The organism is Rhodospirillales bacterium (genome assembly GCA_016710335.1).
Taxonomy (GTDB): Bacteria; Pseudomonadota; Alphaproteobacteria; order Rhodospirillales; family Defluviicoccaceae; genus JADJXQ01.
This window is the reverse complement of sequence record JADJXQ010000026.1, coordinates 13,978-36,043: the sequence shown is the minus strand read 5'-3', so window position 1 is coordinate 36,043 and position 22,066 is coordinate 13,978. Positions and strand designations below refer to the sequence as shown.

General features: G+C 65.4%; 17 protein-coding genes. 8 read left to right on the top strand and 9 right to left on the bottom strand.

What is annotated here, in order from left to right; translation table 11 throughout:
• Nucleotides 1-78: 78 nt before the first annotated feature.
• The 4 genes from IPM60_17815 (at nt 79) to IPM60_17800 (ending at nt 5,736) form a co-directional block, all read left to right on the top strand.
• Nucleotides 79-1,314 (top strand): putative DNA modification/repair radical SAM protein, encoded by a 1,236-nt coding sequence (locus IPM60_17815; protein ID MBK8909646.1) that lies wholly within the window; start codon nt 79-81, stop codon nt 1,312-1,314.
• 16 nt (nt 1,315-1,330) lie between these two features.
• Nucleotides 1,331-2,821, top strand: coding sequence for a UdgX family uracil-DNA binding protein (locus IPM60_17810; GenBank protein MBK8909645.1), 1,491 nt, complete (start codon nt 1,331-1,333; stop codon nt 2,819-2,821).
• 54 nt (nt 2,822-2,875) lie between these two features.
• Entirely contained in the window at nt 2,876-3,589 is a 714-nt protein-coding gene (locus IPM60_17805; GenBank protein ID MBK8909644.1) for a hypothetical protein, read from the top strand.
• Between the two features lie 191 nt (nt 3,590-3,780).
• Nucleotides 3,781-5,736: a bromoperoxidase gene (locus IPM60_17800; protein MBK8909643.1), complete on the top strand. Its 1,956-nt coding sequence runs from the start codon at nt 3,781-3,783 to the stop codon at nt 5,734-5,736.
• A 201-nt stretch (nt 5,737-5,937) separates the two neighbouring features.
• On the opposite strand, the gene IPM60_17795 is transcribed toward IPM60_17800, so the two are convergent.
• From IPM60_17795 to IPM60_17775, 5 genes are all read right to left on the bottom strand, one after another.
• A complete protein-coding gene (locus tag IPM60_17795) occupies nt 5,938-7,095 on the bottom strand; it encodes a divergent polysaccharide deacetylase family protein (protein MBK8909642.1) in 1,158 nt (385 codons plus the stop codon).
• 106 nt (nt 7,096-7,201) lie between these two features.
• A complete protein-coding gene (locus tag IPM60_17790; protein ID MBK8909641.1) occupies nt 7,202-10,615 on the bottom strand; it encodes a hypothetical protein in 3,414 nt (1,137 codons plus the stop codon).
• 337 nt (nt 10,616-10,952) lie between these two features.
• Entirely contained in the window at nt 10,953-11,645 is a 693-nt protein-coding gene (locus IPM60_17785; protein MBK8909640.1) for an ABC transporter ATP-binding protein, read from the bottom strand.
• On the bottom strand, nt 11,638-12,861 hold the full coding sequence (locus tag IPM60_17780; protein MBK8909639.1) for a lipoprotein-releasing ABC transporter permease subunit: 1,224 nt from the start codon (nt 12,859-12,861) through the stop codon (nt 11,638-11,640). The genes IPM60_17785 and IPM60_17780 overlap by 8 nt, the downstream gene beginning before the upstream one ends.
• Nucleotides 12,862-12,892: 31 nt before the next feature.
• Nucleotides 12,893-14,203 (bottom strand): proline--tRNA ligase, encoded by a 1,311-nt coding sequence (locus tag IPM60_17775; GenBank protein ID MBK8909638.1) that lies wholly within the window; start codon nt 14,201-14,203, stop codon nt 12,893-12,895.
• 124 nt (nt 14,204-14,327) lie between these two features.
• Here IPM60_17775 and IPM60_17770 point away from each other — a divergent pair, with 124 nt between their 5' ends.
• The gene (locus IPM60_17770; protein ID MBK8909637.1) at nt 14,328-14,963 is read left to right on the top strand and encodes an NUDIX domain-containing protein; all 636 of its coding nucleotides are present in this window, start codon (nt 14,328-14,330) and stop codon (nt 14,961-14,963) included.
• Between the two features lie 130 nt (nt 14,964-15,093).
• On the opposite strand, the gene IPM60_17765 is transcribed toward IPM60_17770, so the two are convergent.
• Nucleotides 15,094-16,296 carry a hypothetical protein gene (locus IPM60_17765; GenBank protein MBK8909636.1) on the bottom strand — a complete coding sequence of 401 codons (1,203 nt, stop codon included), beginning with the start codon at nt 16,294-16,296 and terminating at the stop codon, nt 15,094-15,096.
• Nucleotides 16,297-16,567: 271 nt separating this feature from the next.
• On the opposite strand from IPM60_17765, the gene IPM60_17760 reads away from it, so the two are divergent.
• Genes IPM60_17760 through metC form a run of 3 tightly spaced genes read left to right on the top strand, consistent with a single transcriptional unit; the run spans nt 16,568 to nt 19,655 of the window.
• Nucleotides 16,568-17,569: a cysteine synthase A gene (locus tag IPM60_17760; protein ID MBK8909635.1), complete on the top strand. Its 1,002-nt coding sequence runs from the start codon at nt 16,568-16,570 to the stop codon at nt 17,567-17,569.
• On the top strand, nt 17,570-18,481 hold the full coding sequence (sseA, locus tag IPM60_17755) for a 3-mercaptopyruvate sulfurtransferase (protein MBK8909634.1): 912 nt from the start codon (nt 17,570-17,572) through the stop codon (nt 18,479-18,481). It begins immediately after the preceding gene.
• Nucleotides 18,459-19,655, top strand: coding sequence for a cystathionine beta-lyase (gene metC / locus IPM60_17750; protein MBK8909633.1), 1,197 nt, complete (start codon nt 18,459-18,461; stop codon nt 19,653-19,655). Before sseA ends, metC begins: the two co-directional genes overlap by 23 nt.
• Nucleotides 19,656-19,661: 6 nt before the next feature.
• Here the strand turns inward: metC and IPM60_17745 are convergent, their stop codons facing one another.
• From IPM60_17745 to IPM60_17735, 3 genes are all read right to left on the bottom strand, one after another.
• Entirely contained in the window at nt 19,662-20,039 is a 378-nt protein-coding gene (locus IPM60_17745) for a hypothetical protein (GenBank protein ID MBK8909632.1), read from the bottom strand.
• A gap of 452 nt (nt 20,040-20,491) precedes the next feature.
• A complete protein-coding gene (locus IPM60_17740) occupies nt 20,492-20,752 on the bottom strand; it encodes a hypothetical protein (GenBank protein ID MBK8909631.1) in 261 nt (86 codons plus the stop codon).
• 438 nt (nt 20,753-21,190) lie between these two features.
• Nucleotides 21,191-21,991 carry a DUF2189 domain-containing protein gene (locus tag IPM60_17735; protein MBK8909630.1) on the bottom strand — a complete coding sequence of 267 codons (801 nt, stop codon included), beginning with the start codon at nt 21,989-21,991 and terminating at the stop codon, nt 21,191-21,193.
• Nucleotides 21,992-22,066: the final 75 nt, after the last annotated feature.

Genomic DNA, 22,066 nt, shown 5'->3' with positions numbered 1-22,066 from the left:
AGGCGGAGTCGAGGGCGGCATGGCCGGATCTGCCCATCCGGCCTTGCGCACCGTTAGCCATGAACTTATAGTGAACGCATGGCACGGTTGGACCTGCGGCAGAAGTTGGCGATCCTGAGCGACGCGGCGAAGTACGACGCATCGTGCGCGTCGTCCGGTGGCGCCCGGCGGGATAGTCGAGATGGCAAGGGCCTTGGCTCGAACCCCGGCACCGGCATCTGCCATGCGTACGCAACGGATGGACGGTGCATCTCGCTCCTCAAAATCCTGATGACCAACTTCTGTATCTACGACTGCGCCTATTGCGTGAACCGGGTGTCGTCGAACGTGCCGCGGGCGCGGTTCTCCGTGGACGAGGTGATCAAGCTCACCCTCGAGTTCTATCGCCGCAACTACATCGAAGGGCTGTTCCTGTCGTCCGGCATCGTCGTGTCGCCGGACGCAACGATGTCGGACATGGTCCGCATCGTCAAACAACTGCGGGAGGTGGAGAACTTCCGCGGCTACATCCACCTGAAGACCATCCCCGACGCCGCACCGGAGTTGACCGAGCAAGCCGGACTTTATGCCGACCGGGTGTCCATCAACATTGAGCTTCCGACCGACGACAGCGTGCGGAGGCTGGCCCCGGACAAGCGGCCCGAGACGATTCGCACCGCCATGGCCAACGTGCGTTTGCGCCGGGAAAGCGCCACGGAGCGCAGCCACACTGGCAGGCGGCCGCGACGCTTTGCACCGGCGGGGCAGTCGACACAGGTCATCATTGGGGCGGATGGGTCGAGCGATGCGACGGTACTCGAGAACTCGGCGCGGCTTTATGCCAGCTACCGGCTGAAGCGGGTGTACTACTCGGCATTCTCGCCTATTCCCGACGCGGCGGCGGCGCTGCCGCTGATCCGCCCGCCCCTGCAGCGGGAGCATCGCCTCTACCAGGCCGACTGGCTGATGCGGTACTACGGGTTCGACGTGGCGGAGATCACTGGCGTGACCCCCGAGGGCAACCTCGACCTCGACATGGACCCGAAGCTGGCCTGGGCCCTGGCCCATCGCGGCCACTTTCCACTGGATGTCAACACCGCCGCCCGCGACATGCTGCTCCGCGTGCCGGGTTTCGGCGTCAAGACGGTGACCCGCATACTCGCGACCCGCCGCCACCGCCGACTCGGCTACGAAGACCTGCGCAAGCTGGGCGCCACCCTCAAGAAAGCGCGCCCGTTCGTCACGATGCGAGACTGGACGCCGGGCGCCTTGACCGACAGCGCCGAGCTTCGCGCCCGCTTTGCGCCGCCGCCCGAGCAGTTGGCGCTGCTGTAAGCGTGCCGCTGCGGCGATGCAAACCATCCGGCTTCCAGGCAGAGCGACTGCAACGGCCTGGCGCGACGCCGCCCGCGGCTGCCTCGCGCAAGGTCTGCAGCCGGAAGAGGTGGTTTGGGCGTATGGCGGCGCCGCGCCGGACCTGTTCGCCCCCGACATGGGAGTGGGATCCGCTGCGGCCACCACCGTGGTGCCCAGATCGTTCATCCGCCTCGCCGGTGCGGTCGTCTGGCACCGGGACCCGGAACGCTTCGCCTGGCTCTATACGCTGTTGTGGCGGGTCAAGGATCGTCCCGCGCTGATGGACGATCAGGCCGACCCGCTGCTTGCCCGTCTTCGCGCCATGCAGAAGGCGGTCTACCGCTGCCAGCACAAGATGAAGGCGTTTGTCCGCTTCCGGGAGATCGGCGCACCAGACGCGGAGCGCCGCAGCTTCGCGGCCTGGTTCGAGCCGGCCCACTATACGCTGGAGCCTACCGCGCCGTTCTTCGCGAGCCGCTTCGGCGACATGGACTGGCGCATCGTGACGCCCGATCTGACCGCCACGTTCGAGGACGGCGCCCTCGGCTTCGCGGACGGGCAGTCGAAACCGCCGCTGCCCGAGGACGCGGCCGAGGAGCTGTGGGCGACGTATTTCCGTAACATCTTCAATCCGTCGCGGTTGAAGGTGAAGGCGATGCAGACCGGGATGCCCAAGTCCTACTGGCGCAACATGCCGGAAACGCGGCAGATCTCCGACATGATCGCCGGGGCGGAAGGCCGGGCGCAAGCCATGCGCGCCGCCGCACCGACAGCCCCGCCGGCACGTGCGGCACGGCTGCAGAATCGCCGCGCGGGCCTTGATCGAACCTCGAGCGAGGAGCAGGACGTGGACAATCTTAACACCATCGACGCAGTGCATTCGGCAGCGCGGTCCTGCACCCGCTGCCCACTCTATCGCAACGCGACCCAGGTGGTGATGGGCGAAGGCCCGACGGATGCCGAGTTGATGTTGGTCGGCGAGCAGCCGGGCGACCAGGAGGACCTCGCCGGCCGACCGTTCGTGGGTCCCGCCGGCCAGATCCTCGACCGCGTCTGCCACGCGGCCGGCATCGATCGCAGCACCGTCTACGTCACCAATGCGGTCAAGCACTTCAAGTTCCTGCCGCGCGGCAAACGTCGGCTGCACCAGAAACCGGATGCAGGCGAGATCGTGCCCTGCAGATGGTGGCTGGATCTGGAGATGCGGCTGGTCCAGCCGCGCCTCATCGTCGCCCTCGGCGCCACCGCCGCCGAATCGCTGACCGGCACCGGCAAGGGCATACTCAGGCGCCGCGGCGCCATCGAACACACCGAAGCCGGAACGCCGGTTTTCCTCACCATCCACCCTTCCTACCTGTTGCGCCTCCCCGATGCTGCAACCAAAGCCGCGGAAACCGACAGCTTTCGCCGCGATCTCGAAGCCGCCGCCGCGCATCTGCAAGAACTGCGCGCCGGCCGACCGAATGTTGGTCAACGTTGCTCTTGAAGAACGGAATATTGTGACGTCACTCAGTTGGTGGGCGCGCGAGGAGCAGACAGCATGGTGGAGACCGTGTTCTACGAACGCAATCCGGACGCTCCGATCGCCAGGTGTCAGGGTCTGCTGAACGGCGACCAGGGTTTCCACAAGCGGGTAACGATCGCCGCCGCGGCCGAGCGCAAGGAATACAAGGTCGAGAAGGTGGAATTGGTTGCCACCGACGGCGACCCATTGAGGGTCCTGGTGAAGATTTCGGACCCGACGAGGAGCCTGCTCAGGCGACCGATGTCGCTGCAGGACGATGGGGCGGCGTTCACGGCCTTCCTGGTTCTGGCGGTGCTCGCCGGGCTAGGGTTTCTCGGCTTTCAGTATGAGACGAGGCCACAGTTGCTGGCCGCGGTGCTCGGCTGGCTGGCGGCGGAAGCCTGGGGCGGGTATGTCCTCATCGCGTTCGCCTACTTCGCTTTGGCGTTTCAGGTGCAGAACGCGATGGGGAAGAACGGGACGGTCGGCTCCGTGATCGGCATCCAGTTCCTCGCCGCCATGGCGTTCCTGCTCTGCGGTTACTGGTGGTACTTGACGCGCGATCTGGCCGCCCCGCAGGTCTTTCCCGACGACCATGTCCGCTACTACGAGAGTCTCAAGAGCAGGGTAGCCGCCAGCCCGCTGTTCGAGCTGATGGTGCTACCGCTGTTGCTCGTGATCGTGCGCCTGATCGGCCTCAGCGCCCTCGGCACGGCCTTCAAGGGATTGATCGGCTTCCTCAAGAAATAGCCGTAAACGCCGGCGCTGGGCACGGCTTAATTCTCTGGCCCATATGTGACCCTCTTCACAGTACGGCCATCGATCCACTGGTAGGTTCTTGCACTGACGCAGAACAACGCACCGGCGCATCCAAATCGGTGCCAGCACAAAGCAGCGTCGCTGGGGAATCTCGCTTCACCCGTCTAGCTGGGAGCAAGACCATGAGGAAAATCGACGCTCGTCAGGTCCGCCATTTGGCGGCTGACATTGCTTACGAACGGCCCCATCCGGCCCACATCACCAACGGCGAGGAGCAGGGCTATCGCGGCGCCCGCTCTCTGATGAGTTTCACCAAAGGGCTGCCGCATCGCGCATCGGATGGTCTGGTCGCCGACGCCGACGACCCGTTGCGGCTGCGCGCCGCCATCAACGCCGGCCACACGCTCGAGTTCGACCTCAACGTGCCGATCAGTGCGACATGGCATTTTCATGGCGGGACAGGGACGGACCGGGCCGGGCTCGACAGCCTGGATGCCGACCGCCAGCACCGACGGTGGGAGGCGCCGACCGCCGGCTTCGTCTACGCCCTGCAGGGGCCTGACCCCCAGGCGGTGACCATGCCGCCGGCCCCGACGCTCGCCGAGTCCGCCAATCATCATGTGAATGCAAACCCGGAACTGGTCGCGGAAATGGCGGAGGTCTATTGGCTGGCGCTTCTCCGCGACCAGCCGTTCCGCCACTTCGACGACTACTCGGAACCGGGAACGCCGGCGGCGGTCGACGAGGCGGTTAACCATCTCGGCGCCTTGCCGTTCTACGCCGACGCCGTCGGCAGCCACCCCCGCCGCCGACGCCTCACCGGAGCCGAAACGGTCTGTCGGCAGACGGTGTTCCGCGGCCACACCCCCGGCGACCGGGTCGGACCCTACCTCAGCCAGTTCATGCTGATGGGCAATCGCCACCTTGGCGGCGTCCTGACCGAGGAGCAAGGCCAACTGCAGTACGGGTCGATCCGCGCCGACATGCGGGTGCGCGTCGCCACCCACGGCAAGGACTACATGACCCACTGGAACGAATGGCTGGACGTGCAGAACGGCGCCAACTGCGGCGGCGTGCAGACCTACGTGTCGGAACCGGCCGGCCAGTTCCGCTTCATCGCTACGCCTCGGGATTTGGCGACGTATGTTCATTTCGACGCGCTCTACGAGGCCTACCTCAACGCCTGCATCTGGCTGCTCAACGTCGGAGCGCCGCGGGACCCGAACTTCTCGGATGTCCTCGGTCGCACCCGGCACACGGAGGGGTTTGCCCTGTTCGGCGGCCCGCACATTCTGTCGATGGTGACCGAGGTGGCGACGCGCGGCCTCAAGGCGGTGCGTTTCCAGAAGTTCAACATGCATCTCCGTCTCCGCCCGGAAGCGCTCGCCGGGCTGGTGGCGGCACACCACGCCGGGGTGCTGACGGACCCGGCGCTGTCGAAGCGGGCGCGCGAGCGTGTCGCTCGTTTCCACGACGCTCTTGCCGCAGAGATCGCCAACATCATGCTGCTCGACCGCGTCGGCCAGCACAACGCCGCCCAGAACACGCCGCGGCACGACGCCTACCTCGGCGCGCAAAGCGGCATCGCGGGGGCGACGGACCTGCCGTTGCTGCCGATGGCGTTCCCGGAGGGCTCGCCGATGCATCCGGCCTACGGCGCCGGACATGCCACGGTGGCAGGCGCCTGCGTCACCATCCTCAAGGCGTTCTTCGACGAAGATGCCTGCATCGCCCGGAACTGCCAGACCGGCGCCGTCGAAGTGGTGTCGGCGGAGCAGATCACCGCCGAGGATTGGCAGAAGGTGGTCTTCGTCCCGACTGCCGACGGCAGCGCGATCCAGGACCTCGCCGCCAACTTCGACACGCTCGACTACTTGCGGGTCGGCGACGAACTCAACAAGCTCGCGGCCAACATCTCCATCGGACGCAACATGGCGGGCGTCCATTACTACAGCGACTACATCGACAGCCTGCGGCTCGGCGAGGCCATCGCCCTCGGCATCCTGCAGGAGCAGTCGGTGCTCTATCCGAAGGATCCGTTCCGCGTTTCTCTCACTACCTTCGATGGACAGTGCGTGGTCATCGCCGACGGCGAGGTGCAGCCGGTCAACGGCTCAGCCGGGAAGGCGGCTGCGTAATCGAAATCGCTCCATATGACTGCGACGGGGTCTCGCGCCATTGGGCGCGGGCCCCGACTTGCGCGCGTGGCGGCCGCGCTTTAGTGAAGCCGATCGGCCTGCCGCAGCCAAGCCGGCACACCCCAGCATCAAGCGTTCCGCATCGGGCTTCGGAGATCACGTTCGATCCGCCGCGCGTTGACGCGCAAGCGGTGCCTGCGTCTATCGCTTGCTGATGTGGAGCGGCGGAGGGGTCGGGGCGGATGGTGCCGCGACCACCGCCGACAGCGGCGCGAGGGCGATGCCGCGAGCATCGAGGCCAGGGAGCCACGCCTGCAGGGCGTCGAGCGTCTCATCGTGGGGGTGGCCGATGGCGACAGCGGTTCCCCGGCGGCGTGCCACGGCCTCGGCTTCCCTCAACTGGTCCTGCACGGTGGCGACGCCGCCGAGGGGATCGAGAAACACGCTTCGCTCCGCGAACGGCACCCCCGCCCGCCGAGCCGCGTCCGGTCCCACGGTTTCTGGGGTGGTGCGCGAATCGAGGTACAACAGCCCGCGGCTGCCCAGTTCCTCCATCACCACAGTCATGCCGTCTCGGTCGGCGGTGAAGCGACTCCCCATGTGGTTGTTGATGCCCACGTAGCCGTCGAAGCGGGCTAGTCCCCAGACCAGCCGCCGACGCAGCTCGGCAGCCGCAAGCCCGGTCAGCAGAGCGTTCGGGCCTGGATCCACGAAAGCGCTGGTCGGCTCCATGCCGACGTGGACCAGGAGTTCGTGTCCGCCGGCCCGCGCCCGCGCCGTCTGGTCCGGAAGGTCGCCCGCATAGGGCAGGAACGACAACGTCAGCGGCCCGTGGAGGGTGATGGTGCGGGCCGTGCGGCGGCGGTCCATGCCAAGGTCGTCGATGACCACGGAGACCATGGGGCGGCCGTTGCGCTCCGGCGAGGCGGCAGCAAACCGGCGCCATGCAGGTTGCGCCTCCGACCCTGGGTGCAGCAAAGCCATCGTTGCCGGCGGCGTTGCGCTCGGCAGATCCGCTGGAGCGGCCTCGCCGGGCTCATAGGACTCGATCGGCAACGCCTCTTCGTACTGCCTGGGGGCGTGCTGCGGGAGGATGCCGTTGTTCGGCGCGGGCTCGGCGGAGGAAGCGCCCGCCGTCCGCAGGGACGCGGGCTCCAGCGGCCCGATCCACATGGGAACCGGCGGAGACGGGATCGACGCTGCGTTGCTGGCGCTGTGCAGCGCCGTGCCGAACCCATAGCCGACGAGTGCCGCAACCGCGGCCAACCCGAGCAGCATCAATGGCCGGTGCGGCCGTCGGAGCGCGGCGATGAGCCGGCCCGTGATCAACGCAAAGAGCCATCGCCGCCATGCAACCATGGCCCCCCATATCCGACCCCCTTCGACCCGTCAACCGGGATCCGGAGGGTGCTCTGAACCACAGCGACAACGTGCGGATCAGAAGAGCGAACGTGCAGCGGGTCTGTTACACGTATTCTCCGGACCGGACCCGCTGCAGCACGCTTATGCGACGACGTCGATCACCGCCGACCAGTCTCCCGGTATGCCGCCGAAACCGCTCCAGTGGCCGTTGACGATCCCGTACGCGTCGTCGGTCAGGGTGCCGGTAGTCGCCAAGTACCAGATTGGTGGCATCCTCGAGCGCCGTTCCGTGCAAGGTCAGCTTGGAGCCGTGCAGGTCGCCGACGAAGTGTTCGCGCCCGGAAATGCTGTTGGTGACTTCATCCCAATCGAAAAAGCCCTTGAGGACGCCATCGCCGTACTGTTGGTCCTGCTCCGTGAAGTACAACTTCGAGTCGGAGAAATCGTTTCCGCGCACATCGAGCCCGGCGACGTCCCAGGAGGTGTTGGCGAGATCCGGCAAGCCGACGGTGACGCCGAAGATTGCCCAATCGCCCCACTCCGTGCCGTCCCACGCGGTCACAGCCAAGGCTTCGGTGCCACGTTCGTCAGAGCCACCGAATTCGAGCGACGCCAACTGCTCGCTGGTCAGGCGTATGACCTTCTCGGCCGGGAACGTGCCGTCCTCGATGGCGCTGTCGTTCGGCGCGACGCCACTGCCCCGGAACGAGCCGCTGGTCGACGCCCTGTCGTAGTCGTAGACCGCCCACCAGTCGATGGTGTCGCCGTCGGCATCGGTGGCCGAGAACCACGACGACACGTTCTCGAACGTGCCCAATTTGAGTTCCTGATTGGTAGCGACGATGTCGGGCGGGGTATTGGGTTCAGGGACTATGTACGTCCCAGCACCGTTAAACGTGGTCGCGTATTTGGTAATGAGTTGCGCTTTGCCGGTGTTCACGTCGATATCGTAGACTCCGCCCTTGCTGCCGAAACCCATGAGGCCATGATGTTCCGACAAGGCGAGGCCATAGAGATCCTCGGAGATCTCGAAGGGGCCGACACTCGAGGAGGCGGTCGGTTCAGTTAAATTGACATTGACGAGTTCTCTTGCCGTCGACGTCATAAAAAGATTGCCCTCAACGAACTGCAGGTCGCCCGAAGCACCGAAGTTGTTTGAGCTGAAAGGCGCATGCGCGGAGCCGCTTGCGATGGGACCGAGGTGCGTGCTGTCCCCGGTGAAGGTGTTGATCGAAAGCAGATTGCCGCTCGGGTCGGCGACGTAGGCGGTGCCGTCTGCCGCGATCTCCAGCGAGTTCGCGCTGGTGCTTGGCAAGCGACTTATAAACGTTGCCGCGCCGGTTGTCCCGTCGATGGAATAGAACGCATTCGCGGTGACGCCGAACAACTTGCCGTCGTACCGGCTGTCGATGTCGAAGAGAGTGACCCCGGCTTTCCCGATGACCTGCTTCTGGCCCCCGCCCGCCGGGTCGAAGAGCCCGATCACGCCTTTGTTATCGACCCCTATAAAAGGCCAGTCGGTACGCCCCAACAAGGCATCTCGAAGCAGACCGGTATAAATTCCCGGCAGTGACGCCACATTTAATTGCGACTGATCCGCGTTCCACAAATGAAGATGTTCGACCTGCTTGGACGGGTCGTTCATATCCAGAATAGTGACCTGATCAGTTGTACCCCTGACCGTCATGGCCAAATCGGAGCCGTCGCCGGCCAAACTGAACTCGAGATCCTCGAGAATGTTATCGAGCCACCCACCGCCATAGATTTCGAGGACGTCCTGATCGTCGTTGATGCGCCCGTCGTCCGTGATGATGTCGTGCTGGCCGCCCAAGATGAAACCGTAGGTGTCGTTGCCGGCCCCGCCCATGAGGTCATCGGCGCCGTCCCGGCCCCAGTACTCCGGCGCCTCGTCCTTCGGCCACTGGCTGACCGGCGACCAACCGAGCTGGTGATAGAGTTCCCACCCAAGCTCCTCGAACGGGATGATGTCCCACCCCAAATGATCGGTATTACCGGGCTGGTTGTAGTTGGGCCCCAAGTAGCCAGGAGCCTGAAGGTCTATCGTGCCTGCTCCAGGTCCGTGGGTGATCAACTCGCCATTGCCGTATACGGCTTGCAGGCCGATGTGGGCCGTCTGGCCGGTACCGCCGAGCAGATGGTCTCCAATTACATTGCGATAATCTTGGTCCCCGCCTGGATGATATAATTCAACGTCTCCATGTTTTTCTTTATACCAATCATTGAACAATCCGATTGGCGGCTTAGTCGGCGAAACACCCAGTCCTGCCGCCCAGCCGGGGTTCGTCGCAGTATACACCGTCCTGACGACAAATTCGTCCCATTCTTCTGCCGTGTATCCGTCTTGCGTTAGATCATCCGAACTACCTTCGGCGTAAGTAAGAAAACCATTCCGGTACGGCTCTAGAATGCCTCTCACCTGCTCTTCTGTCAAAACGCCTTGGTCGTAAACACTGCGGTCATAACCACCGAACAGGTAGTCGTCACCTTCCCCGCCGCTAAGATTGTCGTCCCCGAGGCCGCCGTACAGGGTGTCGCTACCTTCGCCTGCGGTAAGATCGTCATTACCATTGCCGCCGGACAACGAATCGGCGCCCTCGCCGCCGTTGAGATCGTCGTTCCCGATGTCGCCGTCCAGGATATCGCTACCTTCGCCTCCGGCAAGTTCGTCATTGCCGCCTTCACCGGACAGCGAGTCGTCGCCACCGTCACCGTTAAGCGTGTCGCCCCCGACGCCACCCTCCAGTGTATCGCTACCATTACCGCCGCTAAGAATGTCATTACCACCGCCGCCGGACAACGAATCGTCGCCCGTCACCCCTTGTAGCGTGTCGTTGCCTAGGCCAGTGTTGATGATGTCGTCGCCTACTGTGCCCTCAAGATTTAGATGCAGCTTCGCGCCGGGGTCTCGACTTTCAAGTACATTCCTCGGCAACCCCCAGAACCTCGCAATGCCTGGGGGCATTGCGTCGGCCACATAATCGTCGACATCCAGCCCCACAACACTTAGCGCCGTGTTTATATAGGAATTACTGTTTTGGTTGAGATCGTACGATATATTCTTTCCTTTTTCCGTGAACTCTAAATGTAGATCCGCTAATATTTTCCACACATCGTCTGGATTGCGGCCACCAAGCTCAGAATCCGAAAAAGCGCGGAAGGCATACTTTTCTGGATCACTGAAATGCCGAGTATGCTCTGTGTTCGTGTGATCACGGATATCAGGATATTGCCATTTCCCGAAAGTTTTGCTGTCAGGCGCCAGAACCTCTATTTCGTCTTGAATCTCGCCCTTTACAAGAACGAGCTGCAGATGACCATTAGATAAGTTTGGCCATTTAACTTCGTTGGCTGCCAAGCGCAGTTCTGTATGTTCCACGATCTGTGTGTCGCTGTGTTGTGTCGCTTCCGAGCCAGTTTCTGGCGTGGGTGTGTTTCTTGGCGTAGGCATAGGCTTGGCAATCGGCATGCAACCCTCCCTCGTTTCCTGTCGCCCCATCGCGCCGCATAGTTGTCTTTTCCTGCGCGCGCATGCTTCCTCTTGAAATGACGTTACCAATCGGCCACGCAATTGCAAGAATTATTTCAGAGAAGTACTTAGACGGTAATGATTATCGATTGCGGCATTGGAACTGAAGGAGCCGCTGCGTCGTCCAGCAGCGTTGCGCTTCCTGCCAGGAGGATTGATCGAACGCGGACAGTTCGCGGGCCTACGTCGGCTGCTCAATCGCCGCGTCGGCTTCGCTTTTGGCGTTGCCGTGAGCCCGGGGGTCGTCGCTTCAGCTTCCCGTGATGATGATGGCACGGTGCGGGGGGCTACGCTTCGGTACCCCGCCCTACGCGGCGACCAGATGCCCGTCGTCGAGGCGGAGGGTGCGGTCCATGCGGGCGGCGAGGGTCGGGTTGTGGGTGGCGACGAGGGCGGCGAGGCCGACCTCGCGCGCCAGGGTGAGCAGCACCGTGAATACGCCGTCGGCGGTGTGGGGATCGAGGTTGCCGGTCGGCTCATCGGCGAGCAGGAGGCGCGGTTCGTTGGCGATGGCCCGCGCGATTGCGACCCGCTGCTGCTCGCCGCCGGATAGCCGCGCCGGACGGTGGCTCGCGCGCGCGGCAAGGCCCAGTTCGCCGAGGAGCGCCCGCGCCCGCGCGAGCGCCTTGCCCCTGCCCTCGCCGGCGATGATCTGCGGGATGGCGATGTTCTCCAGCGCCGAGAACTCCGGCAGCAGGTGGTGGTACTGGTAGACGAAGCCGATGTTGTGCCGCCGCAGGCGGGTGCGGGCGTCGTCGCCGAGGCCGTTGCAGGCCTGGCCGGAAATATAAACCTCGCCGCCGTCGGGAGGCTCCAACAGGCCGCCGACGTGCAGCAGCGTCGACTTGCCGGCGCCGGACGGGCCGACCAGCGCCACCACCTCGCCGGCGTTGAGCGTCAGATCGACGCCCTTCAGCACCTCCAGCCGCGTCTGCCCCTGGCGGTAGGTGCGCACCACGCCGTCGAGGCGGAACGCCGGATCGCTCGCGGGCCTATTCATAGCGGAGCGCTTCGGCGGGATCGATGCGAGCGGCGCGCCACGAGGGATAGAGGGTGGCGGCGAACGACAGGAGGAGGGCCATGGCCACCACCAGCGCCACCTCGAGCGGGTCGATCTCGGCCGGCAGTTGCGACAGGAAATAGATCTCGGCGGAGAACAGGTCGGTGCCGGTCAGCGCCCCGATCCATTGGCGGAGCGTCTCGATGTTGGCGGCGAAGGCGACGCCGCCGGCGAAGCCGACGGCCGTGCCGATGACGCCGACGCTGGCGCCGGCGATGAGAAATATCCTGAGAATCATGCCGCGGGTGGCGCCCATGGTGCGGAGGATGGCGATGTCGCGGCCCTTGTCCTTGACCAGCATGATCATGCTGGAAATGACATTGAACGCCGCCACCAGGATGATCAGGGTCAAAATCAGGAACATGACGTTGCGCTCCACCTGCAAGGCCGTGAAGTAGCCGGAGTTGGCGCGCTGCCAGTCGTAGATCCTGTATTCCGGCCCGAGCGCCTTGGCGAGACGCGGCGCCAGCGCCGGCGCCTTGTCGGCGTCGTCGAGGAACACCTCCAGGTGGCTCACCCGGCCGGGCATCTGGAAGAAAGTCTGCGCGGCCTCCAGCGGAGCGAACAGGATGTTGGAGTCGTATTCATACATGCCGATCTGGAAAGTGCCGGCGACCTTGTAGCGGCGCACCCGCGGCACCGTGCCGAGCGCGGTGGTGCGGCCCTGGGGCGAGATCAGCGTCACCTCGTCGCCGGCGATGACTCCGAGATTCTCGGCGAGGCGGCTGCCGAGGATGACTCCCTCCCCGCGCTCGAGTGCGTCGAGGGCACCGGGGGTGATCTTGTCGGCGAGCAGGTCCCGCTCCTCGATATCGTGGCGGCGGACACCCCGCACCAGAGCGCCGCGCGCCTGCCCGGCGGCGGTGATCATCACCTGCCCCTGCACCAGCGGATTGACGGCGATCACCCCCGGCAGCCCGATGATGCGGCCCGCCAGTACGTCGTAATCGGCGATGCCGGCCGGCTGCGCGAGGACGCTGAGGTGACCGTTGAGGCCGAGGATGCGGGACAGCAGTTCCTGGCGAAAGCCGTTCATCACCGCCATCACCACGATCAGGGTGCCGACCCCCAAGGCAATGCCCAGCAGAGAGAACCAGGCGATGACCGAGATGAACCCTTCCCGCCGGCGGGAGCGCAGGTAGCGCACCGCGACCATCCATTCGAAGGCGGAGAACACCGCGCCGGTCCTAGCCGAACTGCTGAAGGGCGGCGTCGGGGGTGAGTTCGTGGCGCTCGCCGCCGGCGCGGCGCTTCAGCTCCACGGTGCCGGCCTTGAGTCCGCGGGGGCCGACGACGAGCTGCCACGGCAGGCCGATCAGGTCCATCTCGGCGAACTTGACCCCCGGACGCTCGGCACGGTCGTCATAGAGCACGTCGACGCCGCGGGCGGTGAGTGTCCGATAGAGGCTCTCGCAGTGCTCGCCGCACCCGGGGTCGTCGGCCTTGAGGTTGATCAGGCCGACACGGAACGGCGCCACGCTCTCCGGCCAGACGATGCCGGCGTCGTCGTGGGACGCCTCGATGATGGCGCCGACCAGGCGGGAGACGCCGATGCCGTAGGAGCCCATTTCCGGCACCACCTCCTCGCCATTCGGTCCCAAAACGGCGGCGCCCAGCGGCTTCGAGTACTTGGTGCCGAAGTAGAAGATGTGCCCCACCTCGATGCCGCGCCCGGTGGCCAAAGCGTCGCCAAGAGCCCGTTCGCGCTCCGCATCCCGCTCTTCGTCGGTCGCCGCGTACTTTGACGTGAAGCCGTCGACGATGGGCTGCAGGTCGCCCTCCATATCGATGTCGGCGCCGGCCCAGTCCATCTCCAGGAAGTCGCGATGACAAGCGATCTCGCTCTCGCCGGTGTCGGCGACGATGACGAACTCGTGGCTCAGGTCGCCGCCGATCGGTCCTGTGTCGGCCCGCATCGGGATCGCCTTGAGGCCGAGGCGAGCGAAGGTGCGGAGATAGGAGACGAAGAACTTGTTATAGGAGCGGCGGGCGGCAGCCGCGTCCAGGTCGAACGAGTACGCGTCCTTCATAAGGAATTCGCGACCGCGCATGACGCCGAAGCGGGGGCGGATCTCGTCCCGGAACTTCCACTGGATGTGGTAGAGCAGCTTCGGCAGCTGACGGTAGCTACGGACCGTGCCGCGGACGATGTCGGTGATCTGCTCCTCGTTGGTGGGGCCGTAGAGCAGGTCGCGTTCCTGGCGGTCGGTGATGCGCAGCATCTCCGGGCCGTAGTCATCGTAGCGGCCGCTCTCCCGCCACAGCTCGGCCGATTGCAGGGTCGGCATGAGCATTTCCTGACAGCCGATGCGGTCCTGTTCCTCGCGGACGATGGCCCCGATGTTGTTCAGCACCCGCAACCCCAGCGGCAGCCACGAGTAGATTCCGGCCGATGCCTGGCGGATCATGCCGGCGCGCAGCATCAGGCGATGGGAGACGATCTGGGCCTCCGCCGGCGTCTCCTTGAGGGTCGGCAGGAAGTAGGTGGAGAGCCGCATGTTCGGACGATCCTCTGGCGCAGGGAGAGGTGCTTGTCTCGTCGAGGGTTTTAGGTCATGACCGGCCGGGTCGCAATGGCGCTGCCGCCGGGTGCGGCGTCGGCTCGCAGTCTAGGAGTGCTTGATGAACGATGGCATGAGCCGTGACGATGTCGAGGTGATCGAGCGGGAGACGCCGTTCCGCGGCTATTTCCGGATGGACCGCTATCGACTGCGGCACCGGCTGTTCGCCGGCGGCTGGAGCGAGCCGATGGTGCGCGAGGTGTTGGAGCGCGGCCATGCCGTCGCCGTCATCCTCTACGATCCGGTGCGCGACGAGGTGGTGCTGATCGAGCAGTTTCGCCCCGGCGCCTACGCGGCGGCGCAGTCGATCGACATCGCCGCCGGCATGTCACCGTGGCTGCTGGAGGTGGTCGCCGGGATCATCGACGAAGGCGAGACGCCGGAGGACGTGGCGCGCCGCGAAGCGATCGAGGAGGCCGGTCTGGAGGTCCAGGACATGGTGTTCGCCTGCCGCATCCTCGCCAGCCCCGGATGCACGAGCGAGACGATCACCATCTACTGCGGACGGGTCGATGCGACCGACGCCGGCGGCACATTTGGCCTCACCTACGAACATGAAGACATCCGGGTCGTGGTCGTGCCAACCGACGAGGCGTTCCGCTGGCTCGCCGACGGCCGCTTCCCCAACGCCACCGCCGCCGTCGCCCTCTACTGGCTGCAGGCCAACCGCGAACGCCTGCGCGCGATGTGGCCTTAGCGCGGCTGCCGCCCCGCTCGTGCAGCGGCGCATTAAAAGAATGCACCATTGCTGCACGTAACCTCTCGACTCTCGTGCGCTCTAGACCGATTCGACTGAGTCTCTCGAATGGGTCCGTGCACTGGTGGTGCTAGGGGTGGTTGGGGGCGGATCCGCGGCCGGCGAAGGTGTGCACCGTGCCCGCGGGATCGACGGCCAGCACCCGGAAATTGCGGGCGTCGAGGATCAGCATGGAGCCATCCGGGCGGAGGATCATGCCCTCGGGATCGTTCAGTTGGGCCTCCTTCGCCGCCGTGCCTTCCGTTGTGCGGCCGGCTGTGCCGTTCCCGATCAGGGTCGTGATGGTGCCGTCGGCGTCGATGGCGCGGATGGCGTGGTTGTGCTCGTCGGCCACCAGAAGACGCCCGTCGGCAGCGAACCTCACCGCCTGCGGCAGGTTCAGCGTCGCCTCGGTCGCGGGGCCTCCGTCGCCGGAGTAGCCCTGTTGCCCCGTGCCGGCGATGGTCGTGATGATGCCGTTCTCGTCGATCCGGCGGATGACATTGTTGGCGCTGTCGCCGATCACCATGCGGTCCTGGGCGTCGAAAGCGATGTTGTAGGGCTCGTTCAATTGGGCCTGCGTCGCGGGACCGCCATCGCCGCTGTAGCCGGCCGTGCCATTGCCGGCGACGGTGGTCACGATGCCGTCGGCGTCGATGCGGCGGATGACGTGGTTGCCCTCGTCGACCACGTAGAGGTTGCCCTTCGAATCGTATGCAACGTCATAGGGGCGATCGAACTTGGCGTCGACGGCGGGGCCGCCGTCACCCGCGTAGCCCTTCTCGCCGGTGCCGGCGATGCGGCTCAAGTGGCCCGTCGGCTCGACGCGCAACACGACGTCGCTGCGATGATCGGGAAACACCGGCCGGCCCTCCGCATCGAGGGCCAGTCCTTCGCCCGACGTGATGTCCGTCTCGAGCGCGCGGCCCCCGCCGGCGGCTTTTCCCTGATGACCACTGCCCGCGATCGCGTGAGCAATGCCTTGCGGATCGATCTTCCAGAGGATCGAGCCCTGGAACGGCCGGGTAGACGCAGTCGCGCCGCGGTCCGTGATGTAGACGTTGCCCTGCTCGTCCTGGGTGATGCCGCCGGTGTGAAACAGGATCATCTGCGACGCCGGACCGCCGTCCCCCAGCTTGTCGGGGGACATCGGCCTGTAGACGATCAGCCTGTTGTATTCCCGCCGCAAATCGCTGCGGAATTGATAGGCAATGGCGAGGCTGGCAAATCCGATCACCAGCATCAGCGTGCCGGCAATCACCAATGTCTTCTTTCTGAACCCGAAGGTGGACATTCCGCAGCGTGCTCCATGGTTGGCGCGGGGATCGCGTCAGGTGGATAATCCCTTGGCACGATCTTGTCCATCGTTACGAGCACGCCTGATATGTTGTACTGCCCATGGATGCAGCCGCTCGGGCCATGCGCCGAGGCCGGGACTGCAACTTGATTGCACCCGCGGCGCTGGTTACAGTCCAGCCGCACGTGGCTCGGTGGCGACGGATGAGCCCGATCCGTCGGCCTAATCGAACTACCGCAGCAAAGATCGAGTGGATCGGATCATACGCATGGACGTCCGCAACGGTTTCGTAGACAGCATCGGGAACACGCCGTTGATTCGTCTGCGCCGCGCTTCGGCGGAGACCGGCTGCGATATCCTCGGCAAGGCAGAGTTCCTGAACCCGGGCGGTTCGGTCAAGGACCGGGCGGCATTGTTCATCGTTCGCGACGCCGAAGCCCGCGGGCTCCTGAAGCCAGGACGGGTCATCGTCGAAGGGACGGCCGGCAACACCGGCATCGGCCTGGCGCTGGTCGCCAACGCCCGCGGCTACCGGACGGTGATCGTCATCCCCGAAACCCAGAGCCAGGAAAAGAAAGACATGCTGCGGCTCTGCGGCGCCGAGGTTCGCGAGGTGCCGGCGGTGCCGTACCGGGATGCCAACAATTACGTCAAGGTGTCCGGGCGCCTCGCAGAAGAGCTGGCGACGAGGGAGCCGCACGGCGCCATCTGGGCCAATCAGTTCGACAACGTCGCCAACCGCCAGGGGCACATCGAGACCACCGGGCCGGAGATCTGGCGGCAGACCGATGGCAGGGTCGACGCCTTCATCTGCGCTGTCGGCACCGGCGGAACCTTGGCGGGGGTCGGCATCGCTCTCAAGGAGCGCAACCCGAACGTCGTCATCGGCCTCGCCGATCCGCCGGGCGCGGCCCTCTATCACTACTACACACACGGGGAGCTGAAGGCGGAGGGGGAATCGATCACCGAGGGCATCGGCCAGGGCCGGATCACCGCCAATCTGGAGGGCGCCAAGGTGGACCGCGCCTACCGCATTCCCGACGCGGAATCGCTGTCCGTCGCGTTCGACCTGCTGAAGCACGAAGGGCTGTGCCTCGGCCCGTCGAGCGGGGTCAACGTCGCCGGGGCCATCCGCCTCGCTTACGACCTGGGCCCGGGACACACCATCGTCACCGTCCTCTGCGACTTCGGCACCCGCTACCAGAGCAGGATGTTCAATCCGGCCTTCCTTCGCTCCAAGGGCCTGCCTGTCCCCGATTGGCTTGCGTAGATGACCGACTCGCGCACGTCCGCTCCAGCGAGCGCTGGCCTGCCCGGCCCGCTGGTGAGCACCGAGTGGCTCGCCGCGCATCTCGATGATCCGCGCGTGCGGGTGCTGGACGGGAGCTTCCACGTGCCGGGCGCCGGCCGTGAACCCCGGGAAGAGTTCCGGCGCTGCCACATCCCCGGCGCGGCGTTCTTCGACGTCGACGGCATCCGCGACGAGACCTCGCCCCTGCCCCACATGCTGCCGCCGGCGGAGCGCTTCGCGTCCATCGCGGCCGGCCTCGGCATCGGCAACGAAACCATGGTGATCGCTTACGATGCGCCGGGGTCGATGGCGGCGCCCCGGGTGTGGTGGACATTCCGGGTGTTTGGGCACCGCGCCGTCGGCGTCCTCGACGGCGGCCTTCCCAAATGGCAGGCCGAGGGCCGGCCCCTGAGCAGCAACCGCCCGGTCAGCGACCAGCCGGCGGTGCCGCGCCGCGCCCGCTACGAAGCCGGCTTCCGTCCGGAACTGGTCCGCAGCATCGATGACATGTTGGCCACTGTGGAGGGCCGACGCAGGGACGCGCAGGAGCAGATCGTGGACAACCGCCCGGCCGGGCGATTCCGCGGCGTAGACCCGGAGCCGCGGCCGGCGCGCCAGTGCGGCCACATTCCCGGCAGCGTCAACATCCCGTTCGCCAGCTTCGTCGACGCCGAGCGGCACGGGGTATGGCGGCCTGCGGTGGAACTTGCCGACGTGTTCCGGCGGGCAGGGGTCGACTGGCGGCAACCGTTGGTGGGCACCTGCGGTTCCGGCGTCACCGCCTGCACCACGGCGCTGGCTGCCTATCTTCTTGGCAACCGCAACGCCGCGGTCTACGACGGTTCATGGGCGGAATGGGGCAATCGCGATGACACGCCGGTCGAGCGATGATGCGGATACGGATGTATCGATCGACACCCTCCTGACGGCGGTCGGGCGGAACCCGTTCGCCAATCACGGCATCGTCAATCCCCCCGTCTACCACGCCTCTACCATCGTCTACCCAACCGTGGCGGCGCTCCGGCACGCCGACGCCACCCCCTATGACGGCACCCGCTACGGCCGCCGCGGAACGCCGACGACGTTCGCTCTGGAAGAGGCGGTCGCGGCGCTCGAGGGCGGCGCGCGCAGCATCGCCATGCCCTCGGGACTCTCTGCCGTCACCACCGCCCTGCTCGCCTTTCTCGGTCGCGGCGATCATGTGCTGGTCGCGGACACCGTCTACTTCCCGACCCGCCGCTTCTGCGACACGGTGTTGGCCAAGTACGGGATTGCGGTCACCTATTTCGATCCGTGCGCCGACATCGGGCCGCTGTTCCGGCCCGAGACCCGGGTGCTGTACATGGAGTCGCCCGGCTCGCTGACCTATGAGGTGCAGGACGTTGCAGCGGCGACGGAGGCGGCGCATGCCCGAGGAGTCGTTGCGATTCTGGACAACACCTGGAGCGCCGGCGTGACCTTCAAGCCGTTCGCGCACGGGGTGGACGTGTCGGTCCAGGCCGCCACCAAGTATATCGTCGGCCACTCGGATGCGATGCTGGGCGTCATCACGACGACGGACGCGATGTTCCCGAGGGTCAAGCGGATGACGTCGCTGCTGGGGACGGCGGCAGGACCGGACGACTGCTATCTGGCGCTGCGGGGCCTCCGCACCGTCGCGGTGCGCCTCCGCCGCCATGCGGAGACGGCGCTCGCCGTCGCGGACTGGCTGGCCGATCGGCCGGAGGTGGCGCGGGTCCTGCACCCGGCGCGGACCGACACGCCCGGCCATGACATCTGGAAGCGGGATTTCTCCGGCGCCAACGGGCTGCTGTCGATCGAGCTCCGCCCTTGCGGCGCCGATGCCGTAGCCGCCATGCTCGACCATATGGAGCTGTTCGCCATGGGGTACAGCTGGGGCGGCTACGAGAGCCTGATCATCCCGTTCGACCTGTCGACGGCGCGCACCGCAACACGCTCGACCGGCCGAGGCCCTTGCCTCCGTCTGCACTGCGGGTTGGAGGATCCAGCCGACCTCATCGCCGATCTCTCCGCGGGCTTCGAGAGATTGAACGCCGTCGGCTGAGAGGCCTCACCTTGCCACGCCGGAGCTTGCCGCGCCGGCGACGATGCGAGGCCTCGCGAACGAGGAATCGGCGTCGGCGGAGCGGAGCTTGCGCAGCCGTCGAACGCGCTCTTCCATGAAGCTCATCAGCAGATCGTGGCCTGCGCTGTCCATGTGCAACAGGCTGATGACGAGGCGCTTGTTGTGGACGTCGTTGCGCAACACGCGCCCGTGCACGCGGACGGGCGTCATCTCGCCGCCGAGCGCGCGTATGTGCTCGATGGTCAGCAACGCGCCGGTGGCGCGGCGGCCGGCATAGCCTTCGAGCACCATGCCGCCCATGCTCCAGTTCAGTGTCAGGTGCGGCTTGCCGTCTAGGACCACTTCCATCTCGGGTGTGGTCATGCGCGGATGCCGACGCTGCTCCTCGCTCATACACCGTACGGCCGTTCCGTCGACCCCAGGCTGCACCGCGGCACTCTGCTGCCTCATCAGCCCTTGTAAGCTCACTTCGATAAGCTGTTGACTAGTAACCATTGTTTCGATCCTGCCGCTACCGCTCGACACTGTGGAGAAGGCCTTCGTTGGCTGTGCGTGCCGAAGGAAGTGGGATCCACGCCCTCCCGTTGCACGACACGAAGGGACTTTACAGAGCAACGCTGAAGGCTTGGTAAACGGCGCGCGGGAAGGCGGAGAGGAGTGCCGGGTCACCCGGCACCGTCGCGGGGTGCCGGGCCGCCGTAGCGGCCCGGCGTCCCCTCGCGGGGATGTCAGGAGTGGGGGGGGGGAGAGCCCCTGACAGGAAGTGTTATGGCAGATTTTGCTCGCATAGGATGTGACGCACATCACACCCGCGCCTATTGTCGACGATCAGCCGCGCGCGCACGCCTGGCGGGGGCCGGCCCGCGTTGGTCGGCGTCGCTGGCGCGCTGCGGCTGCTGACCACCAGCGATCTGCAAACCCGTGTCCAAGCTATCGGACGCGACGATGAGGGCGTTGTTCAGCGGCACCGAGGCGAACGACAACGCGATACCGATCAACGCCACGATCGCGGCGTACTCGATGGAACTTGCGCCTGAAATGCCCTTCGACAACCGCGACAGGAAGGTGTGCGCCACTTCGATGATCCTTGGCCATGTGCAAAAAACACGGAGTCAAGGAATACCCGGTTGGGGGTTAACAGGTCCTGAATTGAGTGCCTATTCCGAGATGCAAGAGCACGGGCGTGAAAGTGCGTTGTTGTTCTTCTTATACCGGCTGTATTCGATGTCGACGTCTGCATGAGTTTTTCACAACCCCGCGTTTGCCGCTCCTGCCTGCGGTTCTGAATGGAAATCGACATGCAAGGGAAGCATTGCTTTTTCAGGACCCGCCGAAAAATCAGCGATATCAAGGGGTTAAGCAAACGCCCAACATCCGGGCACACGGGCCAAAAGCTTGGCGGAACCGAGACATAGATATGAAAGCGGCACCCTTATCGACAGGCTTATCCACAGGGTCTGTGGACGAGGCCTCTCGATGCCCGCAGGAGTGCGGGGTCACTTCGAACGAGGGCTTCAGCGTATCAAGGCGCGGTAGGCGTGCCAGCTCGCGTGCCCGATCAGAGGCAGGGTGACCGCCAGGCCGATGTAGAACGTCGCCAATCCGGCGATGGTGAACACCACGATCAGCGCCGCCCAAACCACCATGACCCGGATGTTGGTGATGACCGCGACGACGCTGATCACCACCGCCTGCACGATGTCGGCCTTGCGATCGAGCATCAACGGCAACGACACCACGCTGAAGGTGAAGGCGAGGGTCGCCATGACGCTGCCGACGAGGGTGCCAATCATCAGGAAGAGGTTGCCCTGGACACTGAACAGGGCGGCGTTGACCATGCTTTGCAGGTCCATGGACTGGTACGGAAACGACAGCGCGAAGATCATGACCGCGAGGCGCACCCATATGATCATGAACAGCACCTGCGCCAAGCCGAACCCGAGCAGATGCACCGGATTGGCGCGCCAGGCAGTCAGCGCCCGGGCGAGGCTCGGCTTGCGGCCGGCCTCCAGATCGCGGCTGATGGTGTAGAAGCCGACAGTGAGAGCGGGGCCGACCAGGAGAAAGCCGCCGATCAGCGGCGCGATGAGATACGCGAAGTCCGCGGCGTAAAGGCCGATGGTGAGGGCCACGCCGGCGGCGACGAAGATCAGGCCGTAGGCGAGGCTGACCAGGCCGGACCGGCGGAAATCCCGCCACCCGGCCGCCAGCCACTTGAACGGCTCGTCGCTGCGGACCGTGTTGATCCGATCGGCGTAGGGCAGCACATTTCCACGCGCCGCACTTTGCCCGGCTGGCGCTTCGTTTTCGGCCATCTCTTCCTCCCTGCCGTCACCGGCCATCTCGGCGCACCAGCGGCTTGGGCGGGCGCGTCGACTACCGTCCGTTTC

Coding starts and splice junctions, on each gene's coding strand:
- IPM60_17815 (MBK8909646.1), top strand. CDS start 79: ATGGCACGGTTGGACCTGCGGCAGAAGTTGGCGATCCTGAGCGACGCG.
- IPM60_17810 (MBK8909645.1), top strand. CDS start 1,331: ATGCAAACCATCCGGCTTCCAGGCAGAGCGACTGCAACGGCCTGGCGC.
- IPM60_17805 (MBK8909644.1), top strand. CDS start 2,876: ATGGTGGAGACCGTGTTCTACGAACGCAATCCGGACGCTCCGATCGCC.
- IPM60_17800 (MBK8909643.1), top strand. CDS start 3,781: ATGAGGAAAATCGACGCTCGTCAGGTCCGCCATTTGGCGGCTGACATT.
- IPM60_17795 (MBK8909642.1), bottom strand. CDS start 7,095: ATGGTTGCATGGCGGCGATGGCTCTTTGCGTTGATCACGGGCCGGCTC.
- IPM60_17790 (MBK8909641.1), bottom strand. CDS start 10,615: ATGGGGCGACAGGAAACGAGGGAGGGTTGCATGCCGATTGCCAAGCCT.
- IPM60_17785 (MBK8909640.1), bottom strand. CDS start 11,645: ATGAATAGGCCCGCGAGCGATCCGGCGTTCCGCCTCGACGGCGTGGTG.
- IPM60_17780 (MBK8909639.1), bottom strand. CDS start 12,861: ATGGTCGCGGTGCGCTACCTGCGCTCCCGCCGGCGGGAAGGGTTCATC.
- IPM60_17775 (MBK8909638.1), bottom strand. CDS start 14,203: ATGCGGCTCTCCACCTACTTCCTGCCGACCCTCAAGGAGACGCCGGCG.
- IPM60_17770 (MBK8909637.1), top strand. CDS start 14,328: ATGAACGATGGCATGAGCCGTGACGATGTCGAGGTGATCGAGCGGGAG.
- IPM60_17765 (MBK8909636.1), bottom strand. CDS start 16,296: ATGTCCACCTTCGGGTTCAGAAAGAAGACATTGGTGATTGCCGGCACG.
- IPM60_17760 (MBK8909635.1), top strand. CDS start 16,568: ATGGACGTCCGCAACGGTTTCGTAGACAGCATCGGGAACACGCCGTTG.
- sseA (MBK8909634.1), top strand. CDS start 17,570: ATGACCGACTCGCGCACGTCCGCTCCAGCGAGCGCTGGCCTGCCCGGC.
- metC (MBK8909633.1), top strand. CDS start 18,459: ATGACACGCCGGTCGAGCGATGATGCGGATACGGATGTATCGATCGAC.
- IPM60_17745 (MBK8909632.1), bottom strand. CDS start 20,039: ATGACCACACCCGAGATGGAAGTGGTCCTAGACGGCAAGCCGCACCTG.
- IPM60_17735 (MBK8909630.1), bottom strand. CDS start 21,991: ATGGCCGAAAACGAAGCGCCAGCCGGGCAAAGTGCGGCGCGTGGAAAT.